Source organism: Acidisoma sp. S159 (genome assembly GCF_009766125.1).
Lineage (GTDB): Bacteria > Pseudomonadota > Alphaproteobacteria > Acetobacterales > Acetobacteraceae > Acidisoma.
Genome location: NZ_LMUG01000059.1, coordinates 496094 through 520986 on the forward strand (window position 1 = coordinate 496094; position 24893 = coordinate 520986).

Consider the following 24893-nt stretch of genomic DNA (forward strand, 5'->3'; position numbering starts at 1 on the left):
CTTATTTCGCGCTCGCGGCAATCGCCTTGATGGCATCGGCCTGACTGTATTCGGTGTTGTAGACGCCACCGACCGGTGCGGCTTTCAGAGCGGCGTCGAGACCGGCCTGATCGACCTCGAGCGCCGGGAAGACGACATCATGCGGCACCTTCTTGCCGTCGAGGATCTGCTGCGCGACCCAGAAGGCCAGCGTTACGCCGCCCGGCGGGATGGTGGCGGACCAGGTGGTGTAGCCGTTCGCGTCATGCTGCTGCTTCCACCAGGCGAGTTCGTCCTGGCGGTTGCCCATGATGATGATCGGCTCTTTCTTGCCCGCCGCGGTGAAAGCCTGCGCGGCGCCGTAGCCGTCTCCGCCCTGGTCGACCACGCCGACGATATCGGGCATCGACGGCAAGACGGTCGCGACCGCTTTTTGCGCCGTGGCTTCGTCCCAGTTGCCGGTGACCGATCCGACGATCTTGAAGTTCGGATGCGCCTTGACCCCCGCCGCGATGCCCTGGTGGATCAGGTCGTCGATTGAGGTTCCGGCAAGACCGCGAATTTCCAGGAGGTTGCCGCCATCCGGGAGGCGCTTCGCGAGGTAGTCGACCTGCTCCTTGCCCATGCCCACGTAATCGATGCCGACGCGATAGGCGCAGGGCTCGCTGACCGTGCCGTCATAGGAAACGACGGTGATGCCGGCATCGCAGGCGGCCTTGACCGCGCCATTGAGCGCCTCGGGCGAGGCGGCGTCGATGACGATGGCGTCGTAACCTTGCAGGATGAGGTTCTGGAGCTGGGCCGCCTGGGTCGGCACTTCCTTGTCGGCTGTGGTGAAGGAATCGGCGGAAGCGACCATGTGGTCGGCCACGGCGGCCTTGGCGACCTTGTCCCAGCTATGGAGCATGGCCTGCCGCCAGGAATTGCCCGCGTAGTTGTTCGAGAGCGCCACTTTCTTGCCTGAGGTATCGGCTAAAGCGGAGCCCGCTGCGAAAGCCAGGACCAGGGCGATGGCGGTCGTCGTCATGATGGTCTTCACGTGTCGTTCCTCCTGTTGTTTTCCGAAGCGTAACGGCCTCGGTCGTCCGTCAGCCGGTCCAGGCTAGTTCTGCAATCCCATCTGACGTTTGGGGTGGCAGTATTGTGGCAAGGCTCCAACAGCCGCAACCGCGACCTTGGATGAATGCCGATTGCTCCGACGTGCAAAGCTCAACGGCGCGCACGGCTGCTTACGATCCGCTCTAGCAGCACGGCGGCGATGATGATCGAGCCGATCGCGGTGCCCTGCCAATAGGGCGAGACGCCAAGGAGGTTGAGGCCGTTACGGATGAACACCATGATGAACACGCCGAACAGCGTGCCGATGATGGAGCCGCGCCCGCCGAACAGGCTGGCGCCGCCGATCACCACGGCAGCGATGGAATCGAGTTCGAGGCCGGTTCCGGCGAGCGGGTCGATCGACAGCACACGCGAGGTCAGAAAGATCGCCGAGACCGCCGCCATCAGGCCCGATATCGTATAGGCCAGCACACTCCAGATCGAGATGGAGAGGCCGGCGACCCGCGCGGCGGCGTTGTTTGAACCGATGGCATAGAGTGTTCGGCCGCCCTTGGCGCGGCTGAGGAACCACCAGGCCAGCAGATAGACGATGATGAGCAGGGTGAAGTTAAGCGGCACACCGAAGATGGTGAGGCTCGACAGGTCGCCCAGCGCAGGCGGGATGGCGCTGATCGAGGTGGCGCCACTGAGGACGTAAGCGAGGCTGCGGCCGATCGACATCATCCCTAGCGTGACGACGAAAGGTGCGACGCGGCCGAAGGTTGTGATGGCGCCGCTGATCGTGCCGGCCACCGCGCCGGTCACGAGGCAGGCGGCCACAGCGCCATAGAGGCCCAGGCTCGGGAAGCAGAGGCCGAGAACGATACCGGTCACGCCAACCAGCGAGCCGACCGCGAGATCGATGCCGCCGATCAGAATCACCAGGGTCTGCCCCAGCGCTACGAGCCCGACGACGACGGATTGGTCCATCGCGTTGAGGAGATTGTTGAGCGTGCGGAAGTAGGGCGAGCTTATGGCCAGAACGAGCATGACCGCGAGGGTCAGCAGCAGCATGCGAAGCTCGATCTGGGTCGCGAAGAGTTTCAGCACTCCGTGGCGTGGCGGGGCGGCAGGCACGATCTCCTCCGTCATGCAGCCTTCCCCAAAGCGAGCGAGCCCTTGGCGGCAAGCCTATCCTGTACCTGCCGCGTCAGGGTTTCGGCGTCCGGCAAAGGGTTTCCGGCGGGCAGCGTCAGGCTAACGAGACCAAGTTCGTGGCCGCGGCGGCCCATGATCGCGATTGCCAGCGTCTGCTTGGCGTCCGTGTCGGTGACGAAGCCTGGGGCGCGCGCCGTGAGGGCCAGCGCCATGGCGAGAGTGGAGACGTCATGGATCTGCCCGGCGGCGATGCCGGGGTCGGCGCGGGTCTCGCTTCCGGCACGATCGAAACAAAACAGGCGGTCCTGCTCTATGCCGACCCAGCAGGCGACACCGCCATGAGCCGCAACGAGTTCTTCCAGAACCGCGTGGGTTCGTTTTGCAGAGCTGCGCGGGGCGGCGAACATCGCCAGACTCTCGATGCTGACGAGACGGCTCGGGAATTCGGCCACAGACACGCCGTCGCTCATCACCACGATGCGATCCGAAATGCCGATCACTTCCTCAAAATCCGACGACACGACGAGAACGGCGACGCCTTCCGCCGCGATCCGCCGCAGCAGCGCGTAGATGCTGCTGCGCGTGCCGATATCCACGCCGCGCGTCGGCTCGTCCAGCATGAGAACGCGCGGCTTGAGAAGCAGCCAGCGCGCGAGAATGATTTTCTGCTGCATGCCGCCGCTGAAATTCAGCAGATCCGGATCCCAAAGGCGATCAGGCGGCAGCCCGAGAAGATCCAGCAGCCGCTCCGCCTCCGTTTTGCGCGCCGCATAGCCGCGGCCGAAACCGCGATGGTCACCGAGATGGGCCAGCAGCAGATTCTCACGCACCGAAAGATCGGGAACGATGCTTTGGTGGCGACGATCTTCCGGCACCAGAGCGACACCCGCGCGGATCGCGTCCACTGGACGACGGGGAGAGAACGCGTCGCCCTCGAGTTCGACTTTTCCACCCGTCGCTTTGCGGAGGCCGAAGATGGTTTCGAGTGTTTCCGACCGGCCGGCGCCGATGAGCCCGGCAAGACCGAGGATTTCGCCCGCATGGAGTTCAAAGGAAACATCGCGCACGAGCGGCGAAGATGCGAGATTGCGGACGCGCAACACGGGTTTGCCGGTTCGCAACGGCTCAGCGGGCGGATCATCGCCACGCGCGAAGACATCAGCCAGTTCGCGGCCGATCATCAAGCGAACCAATTCGCCGCCGGTCATGCTGGCGGTGGTAGCGCCGGAGGCGACGAGCCGTCCCTCGCGCAACACGGTGATGCGATCACAGACGCCGAAGATCTCCTCCAGCCGATGGGAGACGAAGATGAGGCCATGTCCGCGCGCGGTAAGGTCACGCATGATGCCGAACAGGATTTCGCTTTCGAATGGCGAGAGCGAGGCGGTGGGCTCGTCGAAGATGATGATGCGGCTATCGAGCGCCAAAGCCTTCAGGATCTCGACCATCTGCCGCTGGCCGATGCTGAGCGTGCCGACGGTTTCATCCAGGGTTAGTTGAATGTCGCCGCCGAGCCCGGCGACAAGCTGCGCCGCTTCTTCTCGCAGACGACGCCAGTTGAGCGCCCCGGGCATGCCGAGGCGTGGTAGCATGATGTTCTCGAGAACCGAAAGATCGGGCGCCAGCGTGGTTTCCTGCGTGACCATGCAGATGCCAGCACGCAGCGCATCGCGCGAACTGGTGAAGTGACGCTCCTGACCATCCAGCACGAACCGGCTCTGATCGGGCTGGACGTGACCTGAGATGACGCGCGACAAAGTTGACTTGCCGGCGCCATTGGCGCCGCACAAGCCATGCACTTCTCCTGCCGCCAGGCTGAAGCTCGCATCCGATAGCGCTTGGGTCGAGCCAAAGCGCTTGCTGACGCCAGACAATTCAAGAAGCGCCATTGGTTTCTCCGCGTCGCTCGCTCAACCCATGTTGTTCGCGAAGACGGTGCGGGTGATTTCCGGCAGCAGTTGCTTGACGTTTTGCGAGGTCACGATTTCCACCGGCAAAAGAACATTCTTCTCGGGCGTCTTGCCGGCGAGATGGTCGAGCATCGCCTGGCAACAGGTAACGCCTATCAGATAAGGCTGCTGCATTCCGGCGACAGTGATCTCACCACTCTCCAACATTGGCACGAAGGCGGGCACACCATCGAAAGCGGCGAGCAGGATTTCGCCTTCACGGCGGCCAGCCTTGATTGCGCGCGCGGCGCCGAGCGCGGGGTCATCCGTTTCGACAAAAAGCGCGCGCATGTCGGGATGGGCTGTCAGCATATCCTGCGTGAAACGGAAGGTCTCGTCCGCGGTGTAGGTCTGCATTTGCGAAAGCTGCGCTTCCTTCATGCCGATCTCCGCCATGGCGCGGCGGAAGCCTGCGGTGCGGAGCTGGCCGTTCTTGCGGGCGAGCGAGATGGTGACCAGCCCGAAGGTGCCGTTTTGCCAGCCCTTCGCCTTGATCGCCTTGGCGAGCGCCTGGCCCGTTTCGTAAGCGCCTTGCCCGTTATTGGAGGTGACGAAGGAAACATAGTCGCCGCTGGTTGTGCCGATATCGGCGATCACAACCGGGATCTTCGCGCGCTCGGCGGCGGCGATAACGGCGGGGGCGGTGGAGCTGTCGGTGGGCGAGATGATGATGCCGTCCACGCCGCGCGAGATGACATCCTGGGCGTTCTGCAACTGCGTCTGCGCGCTGTTATGGCTGTCATAGGTCGTGTTCGTGCCGCCCGCCGCCTTTACGGTGTCGTCAACGCCTTTGGCGAGATAGCGCCAGAAAGGGAGATCGAGGCCAGGCGTCAGATAGGCGAAACGCTTTCCTCCGGCGGCCCAGGCGGCAGGCGCCATAGCGGCGAGCATGGCGGGTGCGGTGAGCTTGAGCAGACCGCGACGGTTCATGGTGAGGTCAGTGATCTTGGACATTTTTTGTTTCTCCCTTTGGCAATGTCATTAGCATTCATCGTCGCCGCCGGCACCTTCGCTGCATCCGCCGGAATTAAGCCAGGCGAGCGCTGCCGGGGCTGGTTTTTGTACCGGATCGGCCTTAAGTTGTATGATAAGCTACCGCCTCCACAGGGCGATGCAAGCCCTTTCAGGTTACACTCACCGGCAGGGCGGAGTTGCCGCATGTTGCACCAAAGTCGCTCCGATCAGCTGGCCGAGGCGCTGCGGGCGCGGATCCTGGGGGGCGAACTGCAGGTCGGCGCACAGCTGCCCTCGGAGCAGATGATCGCGACGCAATACCAGGTCAGCCGCACGGTTGTGCGGGAGGCGGTGGCCCGGTTGAAGTCGGAGGGTTTGCTTCGTACGAGCCAGGGCCGCGCCGCTACCGTGCTCGCGGTTACATTGGGCAGCGACCGGTCGCTTTCGGTGCCGCAGTCAATCAAGGGGCTGCTCGGTTTCCTCGAGGTGCGGCGCGCGATAGAGGCCGAGATGGCGGGACTCGCGGCGGAGCGCCGTACTGCCTCGCAGTGCCGCGCGATCAGGAAAGCGTTGTTCGCGATCGAGGACCGGATGCGCGAAGGGGGCGATGGGGTGCAGGAGGATCTGGAATTTCACCTCGCCATCGGCCGTGCAACGTCGAATGCCTATTGGGGACAATTTGTGCAGATGTTCGCCGGGCCTATGCGGTCAGCTATTCGGGTGACACGCGCGAATGAGGCTCGGCGTGAGGATTTCGCTGCGTCAGTGGTGAAGGAGCACCGGCAAATCTACGAGGCGATCGAGGCGGCGTCGCCGGACGAAGCGCGCGCTGCGGTGAAGGTGCATCTGGAGGGTGCGGCGCAGCGATTGCTGAAGGCCGACCGGGACTTCTGGAAATCGGAGGGCGAACACCTGGCCCGCGACTGGTTGCAGGTTTCCGAGATGGGTATTGCGCGGGACGTTCCTGAACTTCGCGCGCGCCGCACCTCAAAACGCGCTTGAGACGCTAATCGGTTTTAAGCTTATCCAGGAACGCGCCTGTGAGCCTTGTTACTTCGGCGGGTGCTTCATCCATGGGGAAATGGCCGGCTTCGAGAATGTTTATCTCAGCCTCCGGAACATCGCGTTTGAAGGCACCGGCGCCCGCAAGTTCGAATGACGGATCGTAGCGGCCCCAGGTGACCAGCAGAGGCGGCTTATATTCGCGCAGCCACGCTTGCCAAGCCGGATAGGCTGCCACGTTCGTTCTGTAATCGTAGAACAAGGCCACCTGGATATCCGCCTGGCCCGGCCGGGAAAGAAAGGCGAATTCATCCGCCCAGGTGTCCGGATCATAACGCTCCGGATGAGGCGACTTTCCAATATGCCTAAATCGCGTTGCGTCGAGGGAGAGGAAATTGGCCTTCAGCTTCTCGACATGCGCCGCGGGATCGGCCCAATAAGCTTTGCGCGCGTCCCAAAGCGGGCCGAGCGCCTCGTCATAGGAGGCGGCATTCTGCACGATGAGCGCTCTCACCCGCTCCGGATGGGCAAGTGCCAAGCGGAAACCAACCGGACCGCCATAGTCTTGCAACACAAGCACGTAGCGGCCGAGGTTGAGTTCCTCCGTGAGTCCACCAACGATCTTGGCAAGATTATCGAAGGTATAGTCGAACTTCACCGGCGCTGGTGCGTCGCTCCAGCCGAAGCCGATATAGTCGGGCGCGATCACGTGGTAACGCTGGGCGAGGGATGGCATGAGCCGCTCCCACATACGGGAAGACGATGGGAAGCCGTGCAGGAGAATGATCGCCGGTGCGCCGGGGTTTCCTGCCTCTCGATAGAAGATCGAGTGGCCGTCGATGATCCGGCTTTTGTATGTGATGCCGGTGAACGCGGCAGCGGCGGATTTCATTTCGCTCCGAGCCTTGGTTGAGAGTAGGAGCATCATGCTCGCTCCCGCGGCGAGCGCGCTTCGCCGTCCGAAATCAAACATGGTGATTTGCCATGAGACAGGGGGACCGCAACTCAGTCGTTACAATATCGCAGCGCGTGGTGAGATTGAACATGGCTGAGCTAGCCGGTATAAGCGGGCCAGCTTTCCGCCTCCTCTGGTCTCTCTAGGAACTTCGAGTCTTTCCGAAATCATATTGGTGGAAGTGGCGTCATGCAAGCAGAACAGAAGGTTGTCATCGTTACGGGTGCGTCGCAGGGTATTGGCGCTGGTTTAGTGGCGGCTTATCGAGCGCGAGGGTATGGCGTTGTCGCGAATTCGCGTGCGATTACGCCCGCATTTGCCGCAGGTGATGCGGGCATCGTGACCGTTGACGGCGATATCGGGAGTTCCGCGACGGCGGATCGTGTTGCCGCGGCGGCTTTGGAGCGATTCGGACGCATCGATAGCTTGATCAACAATGCTGGCATCTTCCTCAGCAAACCATTCATTGAATATACGGAAACCGATTTTGTCGCGGCGATCGCGGTGAATGTCGCCGGGTTCTTTCATATCACGCAGCGCGCGGCGGCGCAGATGCTGAAGCAGAAGTCCGGGCATATCGTACAGATTACGGCCAGCATGGTCGGCCAGCCGCTCAAGGAGGTGCCGGGGGCGCTGGCGTCTCTGACGAAAGGCGGGCTCGCGACTGTCACGCGTGGACTCGCGATCGAATTTGCGGATCGCGGTGTGCGTGTGAATGCGGTTGCACCGGGGATCACCAAGACGCCTATGCATTCCGCTGAAACCTATGAGGCGCTGGCGAAGCTGCATCCGATGCACAGGATGGCCGAGATCAGCGAGGTGGTCGATGCCGTGCTTTACCTCGAATCCGCGCTTTTCGTGACAGGTGAGACCATCCATGTCGATGGCGGGCAGAATGCGGGGCATTGGTGATCCGCAGCCGAAGGTGATTTGCGCGATGGCGGCTTGGGGCCGGGTGATCTGCCGCGCCTCGTGGTGAATCGCGCGGTGTCCGGATCCAGCGTGAGCGCCTGGCGTGCGACAATGGCGGGGCTTTGCGCATGCCTTGTTGGCATCGGTCTGGGTCGCTTCGCTTATACACCGCTAATCCCGCCGTTGATCGAGGCACACTGGTTCGCGCCTTCCGACGTTCTCTATCTCGGCGCGGCAAATCTCGCTGGCTATTTGGCCGGTGCCCTGCTGGCGAGGCGATTGGCCGCGCGGCTTCCCGTGACAATGCTGCTGCGCGCGGCGATGGTCTTCGCGACTCTCGCTTTCTTCGCCTGCGCGTTGCCGCTGTCGCTCGCCTGGTATTTCTGCTGGCGATTGGTCGCGGGATTGACTGGCGGCGTGATCATGGTTCTGGCCGCCTCGGCCATTCTTCCTCATACGCCCCCGGGGAAGCGGGGGCTCGTGAGTGGAACGATATTCACAGGTGTCGGGCTCGGCATCGCGGCGTCCGGCACGCTTGTGCCGCTATTGCTGAGAGGCGGGCTGACGGAGACGTGGTGCGGGCTTGGAGTGTTGTCGGGCCTGCTTACCCTCATGAGTTGGCATAGCTGGCCGCCGACGGGGACGACGCGGGCGCTTCATCTCGTTAGCCGTGAAGGGCGTGCGGTTTCGCCGTTACTAATCCGTGGTCTGGTGGTCGAATACGGGCTGAACGCCGTGGCGCTCGTGCCGCCGATGATCTTCCTGGTGGATTTCATCGTGCGCGGCCTGCATCGGGGATTGGATTCCGGGGCGCGCTACTGGGTTCTATATGGCATCGGCGCAATGGCGGGACCGCTCCTGACCGGTCATCTGGCGGATCGAACAGGGTTTGGCCCCGCTTTGCGTCTCGCCTATTTTGTTCAGTGCGCAGCAATTGCCGTGCCGGCCTTTACCAGCGGCACCATCCCCCTGGCCGTCTCCTGCATCGCCATGGGCGCCTTGACGCCGGGCATCGTGCCGCTGGTGTTCGGAAGGGTCCATGAGCTGTTCCCGCACGAGCTCGCCCGGCAACAGCACGCCTGGAGCACGGTTACCACGAGCTATGCGATCTGCCAGGCAGCGGCCGCCTATGGGTTTTCGTTTCTTTTCTCACGTACCGGCGGGGACTACCGCCTGCTATTCGCCTTGGGCGCGATCGCTGTTGGGCTTGGACTCGCCCTAGATCTTGTCTTGGCGGTCACGACGCGTCGCCTAGCAGAACGCATCCCCACGCAATGAGCATCGTGACGCTTGCGGTGCCTCGGTGAAAGCGCCACTCAGGCGCTCATGGCCATGATTCGCCTTCTGCCTGACCACGTCATCGACCGCATCGCTGCTGGCGAGGTGGTTGAGCGGCCGGCCGCAGCGGTGAAGGAGCTGGTGGAAAACGCGCTCGATGCCGGGGCGACTCGGATCGCCGTGGCGCTGGAGGAAGGCGGCATCCGGCGGATCGAGGTTTCGGATGACGGCCATGGCATGACGGCGGGAGATCTGGCCCTCGCCATCCAGCGCCACGCCACGAGCAAGCTCACTGAGGCAGGTGACCTGGTGCATATCGCGACGCTCGGTTTTCGCGGCGAGGCGCTGCCCTCGATTGGGGCGGCGGCGCGGCTTGCCGTCACCAGCCGCGTGGCGGGGGCGGAGAGCGCCTTCACTATCCGGGTCGAGGGCGGTGCCGTGGCGGAGGTAGCGCCGGCGGCGGGCACGCAGGGAACGCGGGTGGTGGTGAGCGACCTGTTCTTCGCCACCCCGGCGCGGCGGGCCTTCCTGCGCTCGGCGCGAATCGAGATGGATCATGTCCAGGCGGCGGTCAGCCGGCTGGCGCTGGCGGCGCCCGCGGTGGCTTTCCGGTTGGAGAATGAAGGCCGGGTGGTGCTGGATTTGCCGGCATCCGATCGACGCGGGCGGCTGGCGGCTCTGCTGGCGAAGGAGGAGGCCGAGACGCTGGTCAGCGTCGATGGCGAACGGGACGTGGTAACGCTGGTGGGTTTCGCCGGAGCTGCGGCGACACATCGGGCTACAGGCGGAGCGCAGTTCCTCGTCGTCAATGGGCGCCCTGTGACGGATCCGCTACTCCGCACGGCTTTGCGAGTCGCCTATCAGGAAGTGATTCCGCGCGGGCGCTTTCCGGTGGCGGGGCTGTGGCTCGATCTACCGGCAGCGGCTGTGGATGTGAATGTTCATCCGGCAAAGACCGAACTGCGCTTTCGGGATGGCGCGGCGGTGCGCGGGCTGATGATCTCGGCGCTGCGACAGTCCCTGGCGCGGCCGGCCTCGGTCTTTTCCCAGCCCCGGCGGGCCGGAATCCACATGGCCTATCGCCGGTCGAATGTGGTGCCAGCGCCGGCATATTTTGGCCCCGCTTCGGTTCAGGCTGAGACCCAAGTTGCGTCGCGCCCATTCGATTCGTTCTTGGCCGAGGCGCAGTTGCCGCTCGCAGCCGCGCCATACGCCCGGGCAGTGCCATCGACGGAACCGAGCTTTGTCGCGGAGCACCCCTTGGGTGCGGCAGTGGCTCAGGTGCTCGATACCTATGTCATCGCCGTTGCGACGGATGGGACGCTGATCCTGGTAGATCAGCACGCGGCGCATGAACGGCTGACGCATGAGGCGTTGCGCGCCTCGGTGATGGAGGGCGGCGGTCCGTCGTCCCAGCCGCTGCTGCTTCCCGCCGTGGTCGATCTGCCGCCTCCCGATGTCTCGCGGCTGCTGGCGGAAGCCACGGCACTCGCCCGGCTGGGCCTGGAGATCGAGGGGTTTGGTCCCGGCGCGATCATGGTCCGGGCTTTGCCCGCCGTTCTGGGCACCGCCGATCCGACGCCACTGCTGCGCGACATTGCCGACGAGCTCGCGGAAACCGAAGAGAGCACGGCGCTGGACCAGCGGCTGGATGCGGTGATCGCGCGTATGGCCTGCCATGGCAGCATCCGTGCCGGCCGGCGGATGAACCAGGCCGAGATGAATGCATTGCTCCGCGAGATGGAGCGGGTCCCCCGTGCCGCCACCTGTAGCCATGGAAGGCCGACTTTTCTGAAGCTGAGTCGCGGAGAGATCGAGACGCTGTTCGGCCGTCGCGGCTAGGTGGAGTCCCCGCGGTCGCGCACTGTCGACCGCAGCCTGCTGCATGGCCGCTGCCCGCTCGCTGTCTTGCACGGAAACGTGAGTGGCCCCATCTGCCTCGCATGTCCCAGACCCTGCAAAACCCCTACGACCCCGTCGGCTGGCATGGCACGACGATCCTCTGCGTCCGGAAAGGCCCCCAGGTGGCCATGGCCGGAGATGGCCAGGTCACGCTCGGCCAGACCGTTATCAAGGGCAATGCCCGCAAGGTCCGCCGCATCGGTGGCGGCAGCGTGATTGCCGGCTTTGCCGGTGCCACGGCGGATGCCTTCACCCTCCTCGAACGGCTGGAGGCCAAGCTCGAACGCTTCCCTAACCAGCTTGAGCGCGCCTGCGTGGAGCTTGCCAAGGATTGGCGGACCGACCGATACCTGCGCCGGCTTGAGGCGATGATGACAGTGGCTGATGCCGATCATTCCTATACCCTCACCGGCAATGGCGACGTACTGGAGCCGGAGGACGGCATCATCGCCATCGGCTCGGGCGGCAACTACGCCCTGGCGGCGGCGCGTGCACTGATCGACGTGCCCGATCTTACGGCCGAGGAGATCGCCCGTAGAGCTATGAAGATCGCCGGCGACATTTGCGTCTATACCAATCATAGCCTCGTCGTTGAGACCATCTAAGTAACCAAGCCATTCGGGCCGTCGCCGGTCGCCGCTGAGCGGGACCAGCCTCGGCGCTAGGAGTTAGCCTATGGAAGCCCCGACCTATTCTCCCCGGGAGATTGTCTCGGAACTCGACCGCTATATCGTCGGCCAGGATGACGCGAAACGCGCCGTCGCCATTGCTCTGCGCAACCGCTGGCGCCGCCAGCAGGTGCCGGAGGGCATGCGCGAGGAGGTGGTGCCGAAGAATATCCTGATGATCGGCCCCACCGGCTGCGGCAAGACCGAGATCGCGCGCCGCCTGGCCAAGCTGGCCCAGGCGCCCTTCCTGAAGGTCGAGGCCACGAAATTCACCGAGGTCGGCTATGTCGGCCGCGACGTGGAGAGCATCGTGCGTGACCTAGTGGAAGCCAGCATCACGATGCTGCGCGAATCCAGCCGCAAGGGCGTGCAGGCCAAGGCCGAGCTTGCCGCCGAGGAGCGGCTGGTGACGGCGCTGGTCGGCGAGGGTGCCGCGGCCGATACCCGCTCGAAGTTCCGCCGCATGCTGCGGAACGGTGAGTTCGAGCAGAAGGAAGTCGAGGTTTCGGTGACCGATACCGGCGGCGCGCCAATCGGGCAGATGGATATGCCCGGCATGCCACCTGGCCAGGTGATCAATCTCGGCGAGATGATGAAAGGCATGTTCGGCCGTCAGGCTCAGGCCAAGAAGATGACGGTGGAGGCGGCTCGCCGCGCGCTGGAGCGTGAGGAAGCGGATAAGCTGCTGGATAGCGAGCAGCTCACCAAGGATGCGGTGAACCATGCCGAGCAGAACGGCATCGTCTTCCTCGACGAGATCGACAAGATTTGCGCGCGATCGGAAGGCGGCTTCCGGGGGGCCGATGTCAGCCGCGAGGGTGTGCAGCGCGACCTGCTGCCGCTGATCGAGGGCACGACGGTCGCGACGAAATACGGGCCGGTGAAGACCGACCACATCCTGTTCATCGCCTCGGGTGCCTTTCATGTCGCGAAACCCTCCGACCTGTTGCCGGAATTGCAGGGGCGTTTGCCGATCCGCGTGGAACTGGCGCCGCTGTCGCGGAGTGATTTGCGGCGTATCCTGACCGAGCCGGAGCATTCGCTGCTGAAGCAGTACGTCGCGCTGATGCAGACCGAGCGGCTGACGCTCGACATTACTGAAGCGGCGATTGACGCGGTGGCGGATTTGGCGGCGGACATCAACGACCGGGTGGAGAATATCGGCGCACGCCGGCTTTCCACTGTGCTGGAGAAACTGTTCGAGGAGATCAGCTTCACGGCCTCGGATCGTGGCGGCGAGACGGTGAAGGTAGATGCTTCCGACGTGCGCGACCGCGTGGCGCCGCTGGCCGCGAAGGGCGACCTCAGCCGGTTCATTCTGTAGTGGCGAGGATCGCTGACACGACACCGTCATGCTCGGCGAAGGCCGAGCATCTACGCCTTCCGTACTCCACGAAGGCAAGGCGTGGATGGCACGTGGGTGGCCGCCCCGCCTTCGCGTGCCATGACGGGATGGGACTTCGCTGATGACGAATGCCCCTTTCTTCGTAGCCTCCGAACCGACAGCGGCGGCAGCCATAGCCGAAATCGGCGAGGAGTTGGCGTTGTTCGACGATTGGGAGGATCGCTACGGCTACATCATCGGATTGGGGAAAAAGCTCGCGCCGTTCCCTGCCGAATGGCTGAACGACGCGCATCGCGTACCAGGCTGCCAGAGCCGCGTATGGATGGAAGCCGAGGAGCGTGATGGCGCGCTCTTCCTCGCGGGCGTTTCGGATGCGGCGATCGTGTCGGGTCTCGTCGCGCTGCTGCTGCGGGTTTACTCGGGACGGCCGCGCGACGAGATCCTGGCGACGGATCCTGCGTTCCTCAAAGAACTCGGTTTGATCGAGGCACTTTCGACCAACCGTGGCAACGGCATCGCGGCTATGGCCCGGGCGATCCGGGAGCGCGCCGCGGCGGTTTAATCCGGCCGCGACAGCGTGCCGAGATCTCCATGTCTACGGGTGCCCGAGAAGTGCAACCCTTCGCCTCAAAGTATGCGTGGCGGGCTATCAGGATCATCGAAGCGCGGCTCGGGTTTCCTCCGAAAATCGCCGATGTCGGCTATGCTGGCCAGCCCGACCCCACCATTGGTGCCCGCGCTCCCGAGGTATTTGGCCTCGAGGTCATCAAGCCGCCGGTTCCCGATACGCTGTTCCGCCGGCCAATTTTTTAAGCATTTGAATCGTCGGCCATGTTCTTCCCGCGCTCGTCCAAGATCTTCTGTGTCGTGTGGTTGAATGCCTTAGAACAGGTGACCCAGCTCGCCGAGCGAGAAGTTGTAGGTCTTGCCAAGCTTTCTAACCTGATTCTAACGCTGGTCGGTGAGCGCAAGCTCCTCATTCATTACCACGTACTGCGCATCGATCGCATCGGAGCGCGAGATGCCGCCTTTGGCTTCCTTCTCAACAAGCGTCTTATGCTCGCCTCCCACTTTGCAAAGCGTGCGGGAGTGCTTCTTCAGAATCTCCGAGAAGGCCGCCTTGTAGTCCTTGGTCTCGGCCGTCGGGTGCGATGCCTTCGCAATCGGAGGAGCGCCTGTCGTCGTTGAGATAGTCATATGCGTTGCTTGTTCCAAAGGATTTCGGCCGATGATGGCGGCTGGGCTTCTTCCAAGGGCTAAAGACGCTTAACTCATTGCGAGATCGCACAAACATTACGACCGAGTTGTAAAGAAACGGCTCGATCCCGTTGCCATCCGACGCTGGCGCCATTGGTTCGTCGCGCTATGCTGCGGGCTTCGGGAATCGGGCGGGGTCGAGAGCATGGCGGCAGCGGGCGGGTGGAGACTGGCGGGGGCGATGCTCGTGGCGTTCACCTTGGGTGGCCTCGGGGTGACAGCGGTTGCCGAGGAGAGCCACGTCGCCCAGGCGCTTGAGGCGCTGGATGACGCCCATGACGCTCTCGCGGCCACGAGGGACAATAAGGGCGGCCACCCCGCTGCCGCGATCGCGCTAATTGCCAGCGCCAAGGCCGAGCTTTCGGCGGTAAGCCAGTGAGCCGCGTTTGGACGGCCGGGTTTGATGGTCGCTTGGCGGGACTTGCGGGCGCCTGCCTTGCCGGGGCCTTGCTCGCCGGCTGTGCGCTGCACCATCAGGGTCATATGGACAAGGCGCTGACCGCCCTCAATGTCGCGGCCCAGCAGCTTGGCCTCGCGACGCCGGACAAGGCAGGCCATATCCAGGCCGCACTCAAGCTGGTCCAGCAAGCCATCGATGAGGTTGAGAAGGGAATGGCCTATAAGATCCAGGCCGGCAGCACGGACGCGAGTTGAGGCGGGGGGACAGGCAGGGTGAGCGGATTCGATGTGGACCAGGAGATGCAAGCCTTCATCAAGCGCAGCGAAAGCTTCTCGAAAGATGCGCGGCCCGACGATTCGCTGGAGACGATCCGCGCGCGGTATGATCGGACGGCCGAGGCTTTCGCGCGGCCCTATCCGCCCGGGCTGCAAGCCAAGGACGGGGTCTTACACGCGCAAAATCCCGCGCGGGAGTTGCGCGTGCGGTGCTACGCGACCCCCGATGCGATCCCCGGCCGGGTCGCGCTGTTCTTTCATGGCGGCGGTTTCGTGCTTGGCGGCCTCGACAGCCATGACAGCGTCTGCGCCGATCTGGCCGCGGGCGCCGAGGTGGCGGTGGTGGCGCTCGACTACCGGCTCTCCCCTGAGCATGTCTATCCGGCGGCGCTCGATGATGCCGAGGCCGCCTACGATGATTTGATCGATTCCGGCCAGGCGGTGATCCTGGTTGGGGATAGCGCGGGCGCCACGCTTGCGGTTGCGCTCTGCCATCGGCTGCGGCGTCTCGGCAAGCCGATGCCCTGGGCGCAGGTGCTGATCTATCCGATGCTGCATCCTGATCCAGGCCGCGCGAAGGGCGGCCCGAACGAGAATGCGCCAATGCTGACGGCGGCGGCGCTCTCTTCCTTCCGGGGTTTTTACACAGGCGGCGATGTCAGTGTGACGCGCGATCCGGAACTGGCGCCGCTCGCTTCGCTCGACGTGGCGGGATTTCCGCCGGCGGCACTATTTCCCGCTCAGCACGATCCACTTTGCGACGACGCGGCGGAGTATGCGGCGGCGCTGCGCGAGGCTGGCATCCATGTGACGCTGCATTCCGGCGAGGGCCTTGTGCATGCTTATCTGCGCGGCCGGGCGAACAGCGAACGCATCGCGACGGCATTTTCCGAGATCGTCTCATCGCTGCAACGACTGGCTCACAGCGGGCGGGTCTGAGCCGCGCCTTTCGCGGCTTTCCGGGCGGCGAAAGCGTTTGACATTGCAGCTTTGGACTCGGAGGCTCCGGCCCGAGCCGGGCGCGAGATCCGGCCAGCGGCGGCCTTGCGGCCGCTAGTTCGGGAGAGACGGCATGCCCAACGATCTGACCGCCCCAAAAACGCCGCTCCATCCGCGGCTGGCCGAAAGCGCGCAACGCATCGAGGCGCTGCGCGCGGCGGCGACGGCTGATCCCGAGGCTTTCTGGAAGCGCGAGGCGACTGACCGCATCGCCTGGATGCGGCCGCCCACCAAGATCAAGAATACGAGTTTCACCGGCGATGTCTCGATCAAGTGGTTCGAGGATGGGACGCTGAATGCCAGTGTTTCCTGTCTCGACCGGCATCTGGCAACGCGCGGCGATCAAGTTGCCATCATCTGGGAAGGCGATGAGCCTGGCACGTCCGAGAGTGTCACCTATCGCGACCTGCACGAGCGCGTGTGTCGCCTCGCCAATGTTTTGAAGGGTCATGGCGTGAAGCGGGGTGACCGCGTCACGATCTATTTGCCGATGGTGGTGGAAGCTGCAGTGTCCATGTTGGCATGCGCGCGTATTGGTGCCGCGCATTCCGTGGTCTTTGGCGGCTTCTCGCCGGACAGTCTTGCGGGCCGCATTCAGGACTGTAAGTCGACGGTGTTGATCACGGCCGATGAGGGCCGGCGCGGCGGGCGGCGCGTGCCGCTAAAGGCCAACGTCGATCAGGCGCTCGCCAGTTGCTCCGATGTCACGACGGTGCTGGTGGTGCCGGTGACCGGCGCCTCGGTACCGATGACGGAAGGACGGGACCATGATTACGCCGCAGCACTCGCCGAGGCATCGACCGATTGCGCGCCTGTCGAGATGGGCGCCGAGGATCCGTTGTTCATCCTCTACACGTCGGGCAGCACCGGCAAGCCGAAGGGCGTGCTGCATACGACCGGCGGCTATATGGTCTGGGCGAGTTTCACCCATGAACTCGTCTTCGACTACAAGCCCGGCGAGATTTTTTGGTGCACCGCGGATGTCGGCTGGGTCACCGGCCACACGTACATTGTCTACGGCCCGCTCGCGAATGGCGGCACCACCGTCATGTTCGAGGGCGTCCCGACCTATCCGGATAGCGGGCGAATGTGGGAGGTGGTGGATCGCCACAAGGTCGAGATCTTCTACACCGCGCCGACCGCCATCCGCGCACTGATGCGCGACGGGGACGAGCCGGTGAAGCGCAGCGCGCGGAGCAGTTTGTGGCTGCTGGGAAGCGTGGGGGAGCCGATCAATCCCGAGGCCTGGCATTGGTACAACACCGTTGTCGGAGAGGAACGTTGCCCGATTGTCGATAGCTGGTGGCAGACCGAGACGGGCGGCATTCTGATCAGTCCGGTGCCGGGCATGCCGCTCAAACCCGGTTCGGCGACCCTGCCGTTGCCCGGGGTTGTCCCTGTGATCGTCGATAGCGAGGGCAAGGTGCTGGAAGGGGTGGCGGAAGGCTATCTCTGCATCGCCGATAGCTGGCCCGGCCAGGCGCGCACGCTGTATGGCGACCACCAGCGCTTCATCCAGACCTATTTCAGCACCTACAAGGGCCTCTACTTCACCGGCGACGGCGCGCGCTGCGATGCGGATGGGTATTACTGGATTACCGGCCGGGTGGATGACGTCATCAATGTCTCCGGCCATCGCATGGGAACGGCCGAGGTCGAAAGCGCGCTCGACAATGACGAGCGGGTGGCGGAATCGGCCGTGGTTGGATTCCCGCATGAGGTGAAGGGGCAGGGCATCTATGCCTATGTCACGCTCAAGCGCGGCATTGAACCGACTGATGCCGTTCGGAAGGATTTGTTCGCGCTGGTGCGCAAGCAGATCGGGCCGATTGCGGTGCCGGATGTCATCCAATGGGCACCGGGATTGCCGAAGACCCGCAGCGGCAAGATCATGCGCCGCATTCTCCGCAAGATCGCGGCCAATGAGATCGAGACGCTGGGCGATACCTCGACCCTGGCCGATCCAGCCGTGGTGGATGACCTGGTGCAGAACCGCGCGGGGTAGGGTGGCGAGCGGCTTGCGCCAACACGGGGAGTTGTCTGCGGCGCGCCGCGCCTGACTCTTGCCTCGCCTATCGCACGCCCGATTTCCGGAAGCCAACCGCGACCGGAGATGATGATGGCGACCGAGAATCAATATGCGATGCAGGATCCGACCAAGCAGTATCCGCAGCCGCCCTTCCCGAAGCAGCCACAACCTGTGCCGGGCCTTGCTCAGAAAATGGACCCCAAGCCAGACCACGGCGAGGACAGCTACAAGGGGTTCGGGCGTCTGGCGGGCCGTAAGGCACTGATCACGGGCGCCGATTCCGGCATCGGTCGCGCTGCCGCCATCGCCTTCGCGCGGGAGGGTGCGGACATCGTATTGAACTACCTTCCATCCGAGGAAGAGGATGCGCGGGAAGTCGTGGGCCTCATCGAGGCGGCAGGGCGCAAGGCAGTGTGCCTACCAGGCAGCATCGCCGATGAAGCTTTCTGCAAGGCGCTGGTGTCGAAGGCCCATGAGGCGCTGGGCGGGCTCGATATCCTGGCTCTGGTCGGCGGCCATCAGCAGGCTTGCGAGAACATCGAGGAACTGACCACGCAGCAGTTCGACGAGACCTTTAAGACCAACGTCTACAGCATGTTTTGGCTATGCAAGGCGGCACTGCCGCTGCTGCCGCCGGGGGCCACCATCATCAACACGGCCTCAATCCAATCTTACCAGCCGTCAGCGTCGCTGCTCGACTATGCCTCGACGAAGGCGGCCATCGTTGCCTTCACCCATGCCCTGGCGAAGCAGGTGGCCAAGAAGGGTATCCGGGTGAATGCGGTGGCGCCGGGACCGGTCTGGACGCCGCTACAGCCTTCGGGCGGCCAGCCGCAGGATAAGATCCCGCAATTTGGGGCGACGGTGCCGCTCGGCCGGCCGGGGCAGCCGGCCGAGCTTGCCTCTGTCTATGTGCTTCTGGCGTCTCAGGAATCGAGCTTCGTGACTGGCGAGGTTTATGGCGTGACGGGCGGCAATCATTTGCCCTGAAGTGCCGCCGGACAGAAGACACGAGCGAGGTGAGTGGCTGAGGCGCGTCATCCTCAATCCCCTGGATGGAGGACAGGCAAAGACTTGATGATGCTGCCCTTTGGTGGGTGCGGTGCGTTGAGGAGACACCGCCGAAAAGGGATGGATCGGCAAGACAGGCATTGCGGTATGCGTCGTTTCTCCGGATAGACGGCGGCATCCGCATCGCCTTCGAGGGTCATGAAGCGTCTCCTGCTGCCTGCTTTGATCGCGGGTCTCGTCCTGCTCACTCTGCTGATGGCCCATGTCGGCATCGGCGGCATCCTGCATGGGCTCGAACGCCTGGGCGTGGCGGGGTTCGCGCTGATCCTCGCGATCCACCTGGCGCTCAACGAGGGTCTCGCACTCGCCTGGTGGCTGCTCGACCGTGCGGGGCAACGGCTGCGCTACCTGGCCTTCTGCTGGGGGCGGCTGATCCGCGACGCTGCTTCCGAGGCTCTGCCGCTGTCGCAGGTCGGCGGTCAGGTGCTGGGCGCCAGGGCTTTGATGATGGCGGGAGCGGACGGTATTTTCGCCGGCGTCTCGACCATTGTCGATGTGACCATCGAGGCGATGATGCAGATCGCCTACGCGGCGATCGGACTTGGCCTGCTCGCGGCGTCCCACCGCGGGCAGGGGCTTATCCTGCCGCTGGCGGGTGGCGCCGCGCTAATGGGTACGATCGTTGTCGTAGCACTCGCGGTGCTCGGCACTGCGCCTGCATGGGCCGAGGCGCGGCTGCTGCGCGTGGTGCAGCGGCTGCCCTTCCTTGGCGGACGCGCGGATCGTGCGGGCGAGCTTCTGGTGGAGCTGCGGATTATCTTTAGCGCTCCGGGAAGGCTTGCCCTGGCGGCGATCGTGCATCTTGGCTGCTGGGCGGTGACCGGGCTGGAGACTTGGATCATGCTGCGGCTGATGGGCACCGATGCAACCCTCACGGACGGCATCATCATTGATAGCCTCTTGGCGGCCTTGCGCAGCTTCGCCTTCTTCATTCCCAATGCGCTAGGCGTGCAGGAGGGTGGCTACATCATGCTTTGCGGAGTGTTCGGCATCCCGGCGGATATCGGTCTCGCTCTGTCGCTGACCCGGCGGGCACGGGATTTGGCGATCGGGCTGCCTGCGCTGCTGGCCTGGCAGGCGGCGGAGGGGCGGTTGCTGCTGCGTAAGCGCGCTTGAACGCGGAGACGCGGCCTCCAACCCACCCCCGGCCCCTCCCTTTCAAGGAGGGGCGATGACGGACCTAGGCGAGGGGAGTAGAGCGCGGAACTGGCTGCATGGCAGTGTCGGACGGGTGCTGCTGGTTCTTCTCACCCTTTGGGGCGTGTTGACGCTGCTGCCGGATCTCGGCCGGCTGGTTTGGCCACTCGCCTCCTACGGTTTCTCGACCGACAATAACGGCATCGTTTTGGATGTCGTGGCGCCTTTCACGGCTGAGGAGCATTCGCCGGCCTGGCGCGCCGGGCTGCGACCGGGTGACCGGCTGGATCTCAACGTCATGAATTGCTGGAACCCGGGATCGTTGCGTTGCCGGGACACGCTCGCGGTCTTGGCAGGTCTCGGTGGTCTGAGTTTCGTGCCCCCGGGCATGACGAGCCGCCTGGAGGTGCAGGGCGTCAATGGTGCCAGCCGCGAGGTCACCGTGGCGGCGACTGATCCGCCCTGGGGTGTTGGTGCGATGGTCGTGCTCGCCGCCGACCAAATCTTGGCGCTCATTTTCGTTCTGGGCGCGGCCTTCCTGGTGTGGCGGCGGCCGAGCCGCACCGCCTGGGGATTTTTCCTGTTTGCCTTGTGGTCTCAGCCGGGACAGGCGGTAGGGCTGCTGTCGGTGCTACTGGCCTGGCCGCCGGCGGTTCTTGTCGTCGAAGTGATCTTCGCGCTGATCCAGGCTGCCGGGGTGGTCGGCTTCGTGCTACTCATCCTGTGTTTCCCGCATGACGAGACGGCGTCTCGCTGGCGGGGGCTGGAACGCGCCTTGCCTTTCATCGCCATTGCGCTGGCCCTTGGGCAACTCGTCAGCTTCAGCAATGTGCTTGGCTTGCAGACCGAACGGCTGACGGATGGGTTGTTTGTTGTTCTGCTTGCCATCGATATCGGCGCGCTCGGCATTCTGATCGCGCGGCGGTGGGAAATGCCGCCGGCGGAATATCAGCGGCTACGCTGGGTTACCGCCGGCTGCGCCCTGGGACTGCCGGCCTTCATTTTCGCCAAGGTCAGCGAGAGCACGACTTTGCTCACCCTGATCTGGGGCGAGGCTCAGCCGAGTGACCAGGTCATCGGTTTGCTGTTCCTGTTCAACTGCATGCTCGCCTGGTTCGTCGGCATCGCCATCTGGCGTCGCCGGGTCGAAAGCGTTTGGACACCGATCCGGCGCGGCACCACGCTTGCCGCTGTCACCGTGGTCGTCGCCGTGCCGATCGTCTATGTCCACGACACGCTCATTCGCTACGAGCATGTTTTGGAAATTCCCGAGCTTTTATGGGCATTTATCGCCGCGCCGGGAATTTTGCTGGTGATGAGCAAGGCGCATGAACTCATCGTCCATATTACCGACCATCTGCTGCATCGCGCTTATTTCCTCGCGGAGCGCCGCTTTCGCCGCGCGAATGACGAGTTGCTCGCCGCGATAACGCTGGAGGAGGTAGACCGGCTGGTGAGCGAGGTGCCGGTGGAAGCCTTCGGGCTGGTCTCGGCGGCGGTATTCCGCGAGGCGGGAAAGGGGTTTCGGCGTGCCTCTTCCCATGGTTGGAGCGACGGGCTGTTGCGCGAGCTGGATCCGGCCGCGCATTCTCCGCTGCTCGATTGTCTGCACGCGAAAGGACCGCTGCGCCTCGGCCGTGACGAATATACGCGCGAGGGACTGCCAAAGGGACTTGCGGCACCGACACTGGCGGTTCCGCTGGCGGCCGACGGTCATGGGGTGGCGCTCGCCTTGTATGGTCCCCAGCAGGCGGGCAACGAGCTAAATCACGATCAGCGCATTATCCTTGCGCGCTTCGCTCGGCATGCGGCGGTGACCTATCAGCGCGTCAGCCTGGATTTGCTTCGGGAAGAGGTCGTGACGTTGCGGGCTCAGCTCGCTGGGCGTTAGTTCCGGGCGTGTAAGGACGCGGAGGCTCGGCGCCGGGCGGAGACGTTCATGTCCGAAAACGGCGAGCGTGAGGCGGCGGGTGCTGGCATGATCCGGCCATGTCAATCGCGCTCCATCTCGATCCCGAGGTTTGCTACCGTGCCCTGATCACGCGCGATGCGCGTTTCGATGGCCGGTTCTTCACCGCCGTGCGGACGACGGGCATCTATTGCCGACCCATTTGCCCGGCGCCGACCCCGAAGCCCGCGCATGTCACCTTCTATCGTAGTGCCGCCGCAGCCGAGGCGGCGGGATTTCGCTCCTGCTTGCGCTGCCGGCCGGAGCGCGCACCGGAAACCACCCTATCGACCGGTTCCGCCCGTCTCGTCGAGCAAGCAATGGTGTTGATCGCCGAAGGCGAGACGGGCGAGGGAAATGACGAAGCCGGTCTGGCCGCCAGGCTCGGCATTGGCGAGCGGCAATTGCGGCGGCTGTTTCAAAGCCACCTTGGGGCGAGCCCGAAGGCGCTGGCGCAAACGCGGCGAAACCTGCTGGCACGGCAATTGGTGGCCGAGACTGATCTGCCGCTCACCGAGGTGGCGCTTGCCGCCGGTTTCGGGAGTCTGCGCCGGTTCAATACCGTCTTCCGCGATCTCTACGGCCGGCCGCCGAGTGAGATGCGCCGCGCCAAGGGACGGCAGGCGGAGCCGGGTCTCGTGCTCAGCCTGCCACTGCGTCCGCCCTATGAGTGGGCGGGGGTGATGTCGCTCCTCGCGGCCCATGCGATTCCGGGTGTCGAGCAGGTATCGCCTGCTTGCTACGCCCGGGTGATTGCCGTGGAAGGGCAATACGGCACGGTCGAGGTCTGGCAGGAGGACGCGACCAGCCTGCGCGCCCGGATCAACTTTCCCGCGCTGCGGATGCTGCCTCGTATTGTCGCTCGGCTGCGGCGGATTTTCGACCTCGGTGCCGACCCCGTGCCGATTGATGCCTGGCTTGGGCAGGACCCGGCGCTGGCGGGCTTGGTGACGCTGCGACCCGGCATGCGGGTGCCGGGCGCCTGGGACCCCTTCGAGCTGGCGGTGCGGGTGATCCTCGGCCAGCAGGTCAGTGTCGCGGCAGGTAGCCGGATGGCGGGGCGGCTCGCGACGGAGTTCGGCACTTTGGTCGAAACGCGGGTCGCTGGCTTGACCGCGCTGTTCCCGCCAGCGGTCGTTCTGGCGGCCGTGGCGCCGGATGCCATCAGCCTGGCACTGAACATGCCGCGCGCGCGGGGAGCGGCGATCGTCAACCTGGCGCGCGCCGTGGTCGAGACGCCCGGTTTGTTAATGCGCGGGGACGGGCTGGACATTGCCCAGCGGCGGCTTTGCGCGGTGCCTGGCATCGGCCCGTGGACGGCACAATGCATCGCGCTTTTCGCTCTGCGCGAGACCGATGCTTTTCCGGTCGGCGATGTCGGCTTGCAGCGAGCGATTGGGTTGCCCGCGACGGCTCTGGCGGCGCGCGCGGAGCAATGGCGGCCGTGGCGAGCCTATGCCGCAACACACCTCTGGATGGTGGCGCTGGGACTTTCGCCGGCGCCCGAAAGGATTTCTCATGAAGACGCTGTCGCTTGACCGCTTCGCCTCGCCACTCGGCACGATCCTCCTGGTGTTCGAGGAGAACCGGCTACGGGCACTCGATTTCGAGGACTATGCGCCGCGGATGCACAGGCTGCTCCGTCAGCACTACGGCGCCGTAGTGCTGGAGACGGCCGTTGCTCCCGCCGCGATTCGTGAGCCGCTGGCTGCTTACTTCGCGGGCGATCTGGCAGCGCTGGATGCCATTGCCGTGGAAACCGCGGGCACCGCGTTTCAGCGCGCGGTCTGGACTGCGCTGCGGACGATTCCACCAGGTGTTACGACGAGCTACGGCCGCCTCGCCGCGACGCTCGGCCGCCCTTCCGCCTATCGTGCCGTGGGCATGGCCAACGGAGCCAATCCCGTGGGGATTGTGGTGCCCTGCCACCGCGTTATCGGCGCTGATGCGTCACCAACCGGCTATGGCGGCGGCATCGTCCGAAAGGTCTGGCTGCTCGAACATGAAAAGGGTGCGACACCGAGCGCCTTGACGCCGCGCTCTCTTGACGGGCTCGGCGCTGCCGCGTGAGGGTAGGGGCAGACCTACCGGAGCCCATGCATGACATTTACCCTGGCCAGCAACAGCTTGTCCGACGGCGCCGAGTGCCCGATGAAGCATGTCTTCTCGAGCTTTGGCTGTACCGGCGGCAATGTCTCTCCTGAGTTGCACTGGTCCGGCGCGCCTGAAGGCACCAAGAGCTTCGCCCTGACGGTTTATGATCCCGATGCGCCGACCGGCAGCGGCTGGTGGCATTGGACGGTGGTCAATATTCCCGCCAGCGCGACGTCGATCCCCGAGGGCGCGAGCCACCCGGTAAAGAGCGGCTTGCCCGCGGGGTCGGTGGAGGCGCGGACGGATTTCGGTAGTGCCGGCTATGGCGGTCCCTGCCCGCCGGAGGGCGACGCGCCGCATCACTACATCTTCACGATTCACGCCTTGAAGGAACCAAGCCTTCCGCTGAATGGGGACACGCCCAGCGCGCAGGTGGGCTACTACCTGCATTTCGCGACGATCGCTAAAGCCTCTTTCACCGTAACCTATGGCAAGTAGGTCTCGCCGCCTTTGACGGCGGCGCGTTTTTGTCACTACGGCTCG

Annotated in this window: 24 protein-coding genes; 18 read left to right on the forward strand and 6 right to left on the reverse strand. The window is 64.4% G+C overall.

Going from position 1 to position 24893, the window contains the following annotated elements; translation table 11 throughout:
* Window position 1: 1 nt before the first annotated feature.
* The 4 genes from GSQ92_RS19090 to GSQ92_RS19105 form a co-directional block, all read right to left on the reverse strand.
* The gene (locus tag GSQ92_RS19090; protein WP_216850385.1) at window positions 2–1018 is read right to left on the reverse strand and encodes an ABC transporter substrate-binding protein; all 1017 of its coding nucleotides are present in this window, start codon (window positions 1016–1018) and stop codon (window positions 2–4) included.
* Window positions 1019–1188: 170 nt separating this feature from the next.
* Window positions 1189–2169 (reverse strand): ABC transporter permease, encoded by a 981-nt coding sequence (locus tag GSQ92_RS19095; protein ID WP_158804709.1) that lies wholly within the window; start codon window positions 2167–2169, stop codon window positions 1189–1191.
* Entirely contained in the window at window positions 2166–4064 is a 1899-nt protein-coding gene (locus tag GSQ92_RS19100; protein WP_158804708.1) for a sugar ABC transporter ATP-binding protein, read from the reverse strand. Before GSQ92_RS19100 ends, GSQ92_RS19095 begins: the two co-directional genes overlap by 4 nt.
* A 21-nt stretch (window positions 4065–4085) precedes the next feature.
* Window positions 4086–5078, reverse strand: coding sequence for a substrate-binding domain-containing protein (locus tag GSQ92_RS19105; protein WP_216850384.1), 993 nt, complete (start codon window positions 5076–5078; stop codon window positions 4086–4088).
* Between the two features lie 204 nt (window positions 5079–5282).
* Here GSQ92_RS19105 and GSQ92_RS19110 point away from each other — a divergent pair, with 204 nt between their 5' ends.
* Window positions 5283–6080 carry a FadR/GntR family transcriptional regulator gene (locus tag GSQ92_RS19110; protein ID WP_158804707.1) on the forward strand — a complete coding sequence of 266 codons (798 nt, stop codon included), beginning with the start codon at window positions 5283–5285 and terminating at the stop codon, window positions 6078–6080.
* Window positions 6081–6084: 4 nt separating this feature from the next.
* Here GSQ92_RS19110 and GSQ92_RS19115 read toward each other — a convergent pair whose 3' ends face one another.
* Window positions 6085–6972, reverse strand: a complete 888-nt coding sequence (locus GSQ92_RS19115) for an alpha/beta fold hydrolase (RefSeq protein WP_158804706.1) — start codon at window positions 6970–6972, stop codon at window positions 6085–6087.
* A 252-nt stretch (window positions 6973–7224) separates the two neighbouring features.
* On the opposite strand from GSQ92_RS19115, the gene GSQ92_RS19120 reads away from it, so the two are divergent.
* The 7 genes from GSQ92_RS19120 to GSQ92_RS19150 all read left to right on the forward strand — a co-directional run bounded on the left by GSQ92_RS19120 (window position 7225) and on the right by GSQ92_RS19150 (window position 13953).
* Window positions 7225–7947, forward strand: a complete 723-nt coding sequence (locus GSQ92_RS19120; protein WP_158804705.1) for an SDR family NAD(P)-dependent oxidoreductase — start codon at window positions 7225–7227, stop codon at window positions 7945–7947.
* A gap of 90 nt (window positions 7948–8037) precedes the next feature.
* Window positions 8038–9225 carry a YbfB/YjiJ family MFS transporter gene (locus tag GSQ92_RS19125; RefSeq protein ID WP_254065806.1) on the forward strand — a complete coding sequence of 396 codons (1188 nt, stop codon included), beginning with the start codon at window positions 8038–8040 and terminating at the stop codon, window positions 9223–9225.
* A gap of 54 nt (window positions 9226–9279) precedes the next feature.
* Window positions 9280–11067: a DNA mismatch repair endonuclease MutL gene (mutL, locus tag GSQ92_RS19130; RefSeq protein ID WP_158804704.1), complete on the forward strand. Its 1788-nt coding sequence runs from the start codon at window positions 9280–9282 to the stop codon at window positions 11065–11067.
* 101 nt (window positions 11068–11168) lie between these two features.
* A complete protein-coding gene (gene hslV, locus GSQ92_RS19135; protein WP_174246699.1) occupies window positions 11169–11732 on the forward strand; it encodes an ATP-dependent protease subunit HslV in 564 nt (187 codons plus the stop codon).
* A 70-nt stretch (window positions 11733–11802) separates the two neighbouring features.
* Entirely contained in the window at window positions 11803–13119 is a 1317-nt protein-coding gene (gene hslU, locus GSQ92_RS19140; protein WP_158804703.1) for an ATP-dependent protease ATPase subunit HslU, read from the forward strand.
* Window positions 13120–13261: 142 nt separating this feature from the next.
* Entirely contained in the window at window positions 13262–13702 is a 441-nt protein-coding gene (locus GSQ92_RS19145; protein ID WP_158804702.1) for a SufE family protein, read from the forward strand.
* Window positions 13703–13731: 29 nt separating this feature from the next.
* Window positions 13732–13953 (forward strand): hypothetical protein, encoded by a 222-nt coding sequence (locus GSQ92_RS19150; RefSeq protein ID WP_158804701.1) that lies wholly within the window; start codon window positions 13732–13734, stop codon window positions 13951–13953.
* A 135-nt stretch (window positions 13954–14088) separates the two neighbouring features.
* On the opposite strand, the gene GSQ92_RS19155 is transcribed toward GSQ92_RS19150, so the two are convergent.
* Entirely contained in the window at window positions 14089–14337 is a 249-nt protein-coding gene (locus tag GSQ92_RS19155; protein ID WP_159013844.1) for a hypothetical protein, read from the reverse strand.
* A gap of 205 nt (window positions 14338–14542) precedes the next feature.
* On the opposite strand from GSQ92_RS19155, the gene GSQ92_RS19160 reads away from it, so the two are divergent.
* The 10 genes from GSQ92_RS19160 to GSQ92_RS19205 all read left to right on the forward strand — a co-directional run bounded on the left by GSQ92_RS19160 (window position 14543) and on the right by GSQ92_RS19205 (window position 24848).
* Entirely contained in the window at window positions 14543–14776 is a 234-nt protein-coding gene (locus GSQ92_RS19160; RefSeq protein WP_158804699.1) for a hypothetical protein, read from the forward strand.
* Complete coding sequence (locus GSQ92_RS19165; RefSeq protein ID WP_159013845.1) at window positions 14773–15051, forward strand: hypothetical protein; 279 nt, start codon at window positions 14773–14775, stop codon at window positions 15049–15051. The genes GSQ92_RS19160 and GSQ92_RS19165 overlap by 4 nt, the downstream gene beginning before the upstream one ends.
* A gap of 18 nt (window positions 15052–15069) precedes the next feature.
* The gene (locus tag GSQ92_RS19170; protein WP_158804697.1) at window positions 15070–16011 is read left to right on the forward strand and encodes an alpha/beta hydrolase; all 942 of its coding nucleotides are present in this window, start codon (window positions 15070–15072) and stop codon (window positions 16009–16011) included.
* 133 nt (window positions 16012–16144) lie between these two features.
* Window positions 16145–18076: an acetate--CoA ligase gene (gene acs / locus GSQ92_RS19175; RefSeq protein WP_174246698.1), complete on the forward strand. Its 1932-nt coding sequence runs from the start codon at window positions 16145–16147 to the stop codon at window positions 18074–18076.
* Between the two features lie 111 nt (window positions 18077–18187).
* On the forward strand, window positions 18188–19090 hold the full coding sequence (locus GSQ92_RS19180) for an SDR family oxidoreductase (RefSeq protein WP_216850421.1): 903 nt from the start codon (window positions 18188–18190) through the stop codon (window positions 19088–19090).
* Between the two features lie 219 nt (window positions 19091–19309).
* A complete protein-coding gene (locus GSQ92_RS19185) occupies window positions 19310–20287 on the forward strand; it encodes a lysylphosphatidylglycerol synthase domain-containing protein (protein WP_158804696.1) in 978 nt (325 codons plus the stop codon).
* Between the two features lie 55 nt (window positions 20288–20342).
* Complete coding sequence (locus GSQ92_RS19190) at window positions 20343–22199, forward strand: hypothetical protein (RefSeq protein WP_158804695.1); 1857 nt, start codon at window positions 20343–20345, stop codon at window positions 22197–22199.
* Window positions 22200–22297: 98 nt separating this feature from the next.
* Entirely contained in the window at window positions 22298–23794 is a 1497-nt protein-coding gene (locus tag GSQ92_RS19195) for an AlkA N-terminal domain-containing protein (protein ID WP_159013846.1), read from the forward strand.
* Window positions 23775–24326 (forward strand): methylated-DNA--[protein]-cysteine S-methyltransferase, encoded by a 552-nt coding sequence (locus GSQ92_RS19200; RefSeq protein WP_158804693.1) that lies wholly within the window; start codon window positions 23775–23777, stop codon window positions 24324–24326. The genes GSQ92_RS19195 and GSQ92_RS19200 overlap by 20 nt, the downstream gene beginning before the upstream one ends.
* Window positions 24327–24356: 30 nt before the next feature.
* Window positions 24357–24848, forward strand: coding sequence for a YbhB/YbcL family Raf kinase inhibitor-like protein (locus GSQ92_RS19205; protein ID WP_158804692.1), 492 nt, complete (start codon window positions 24357–24359; stop codon window positions 24846–24848).
* Window positions 24849–24893 lie beyond the last annotated feature (45 nt).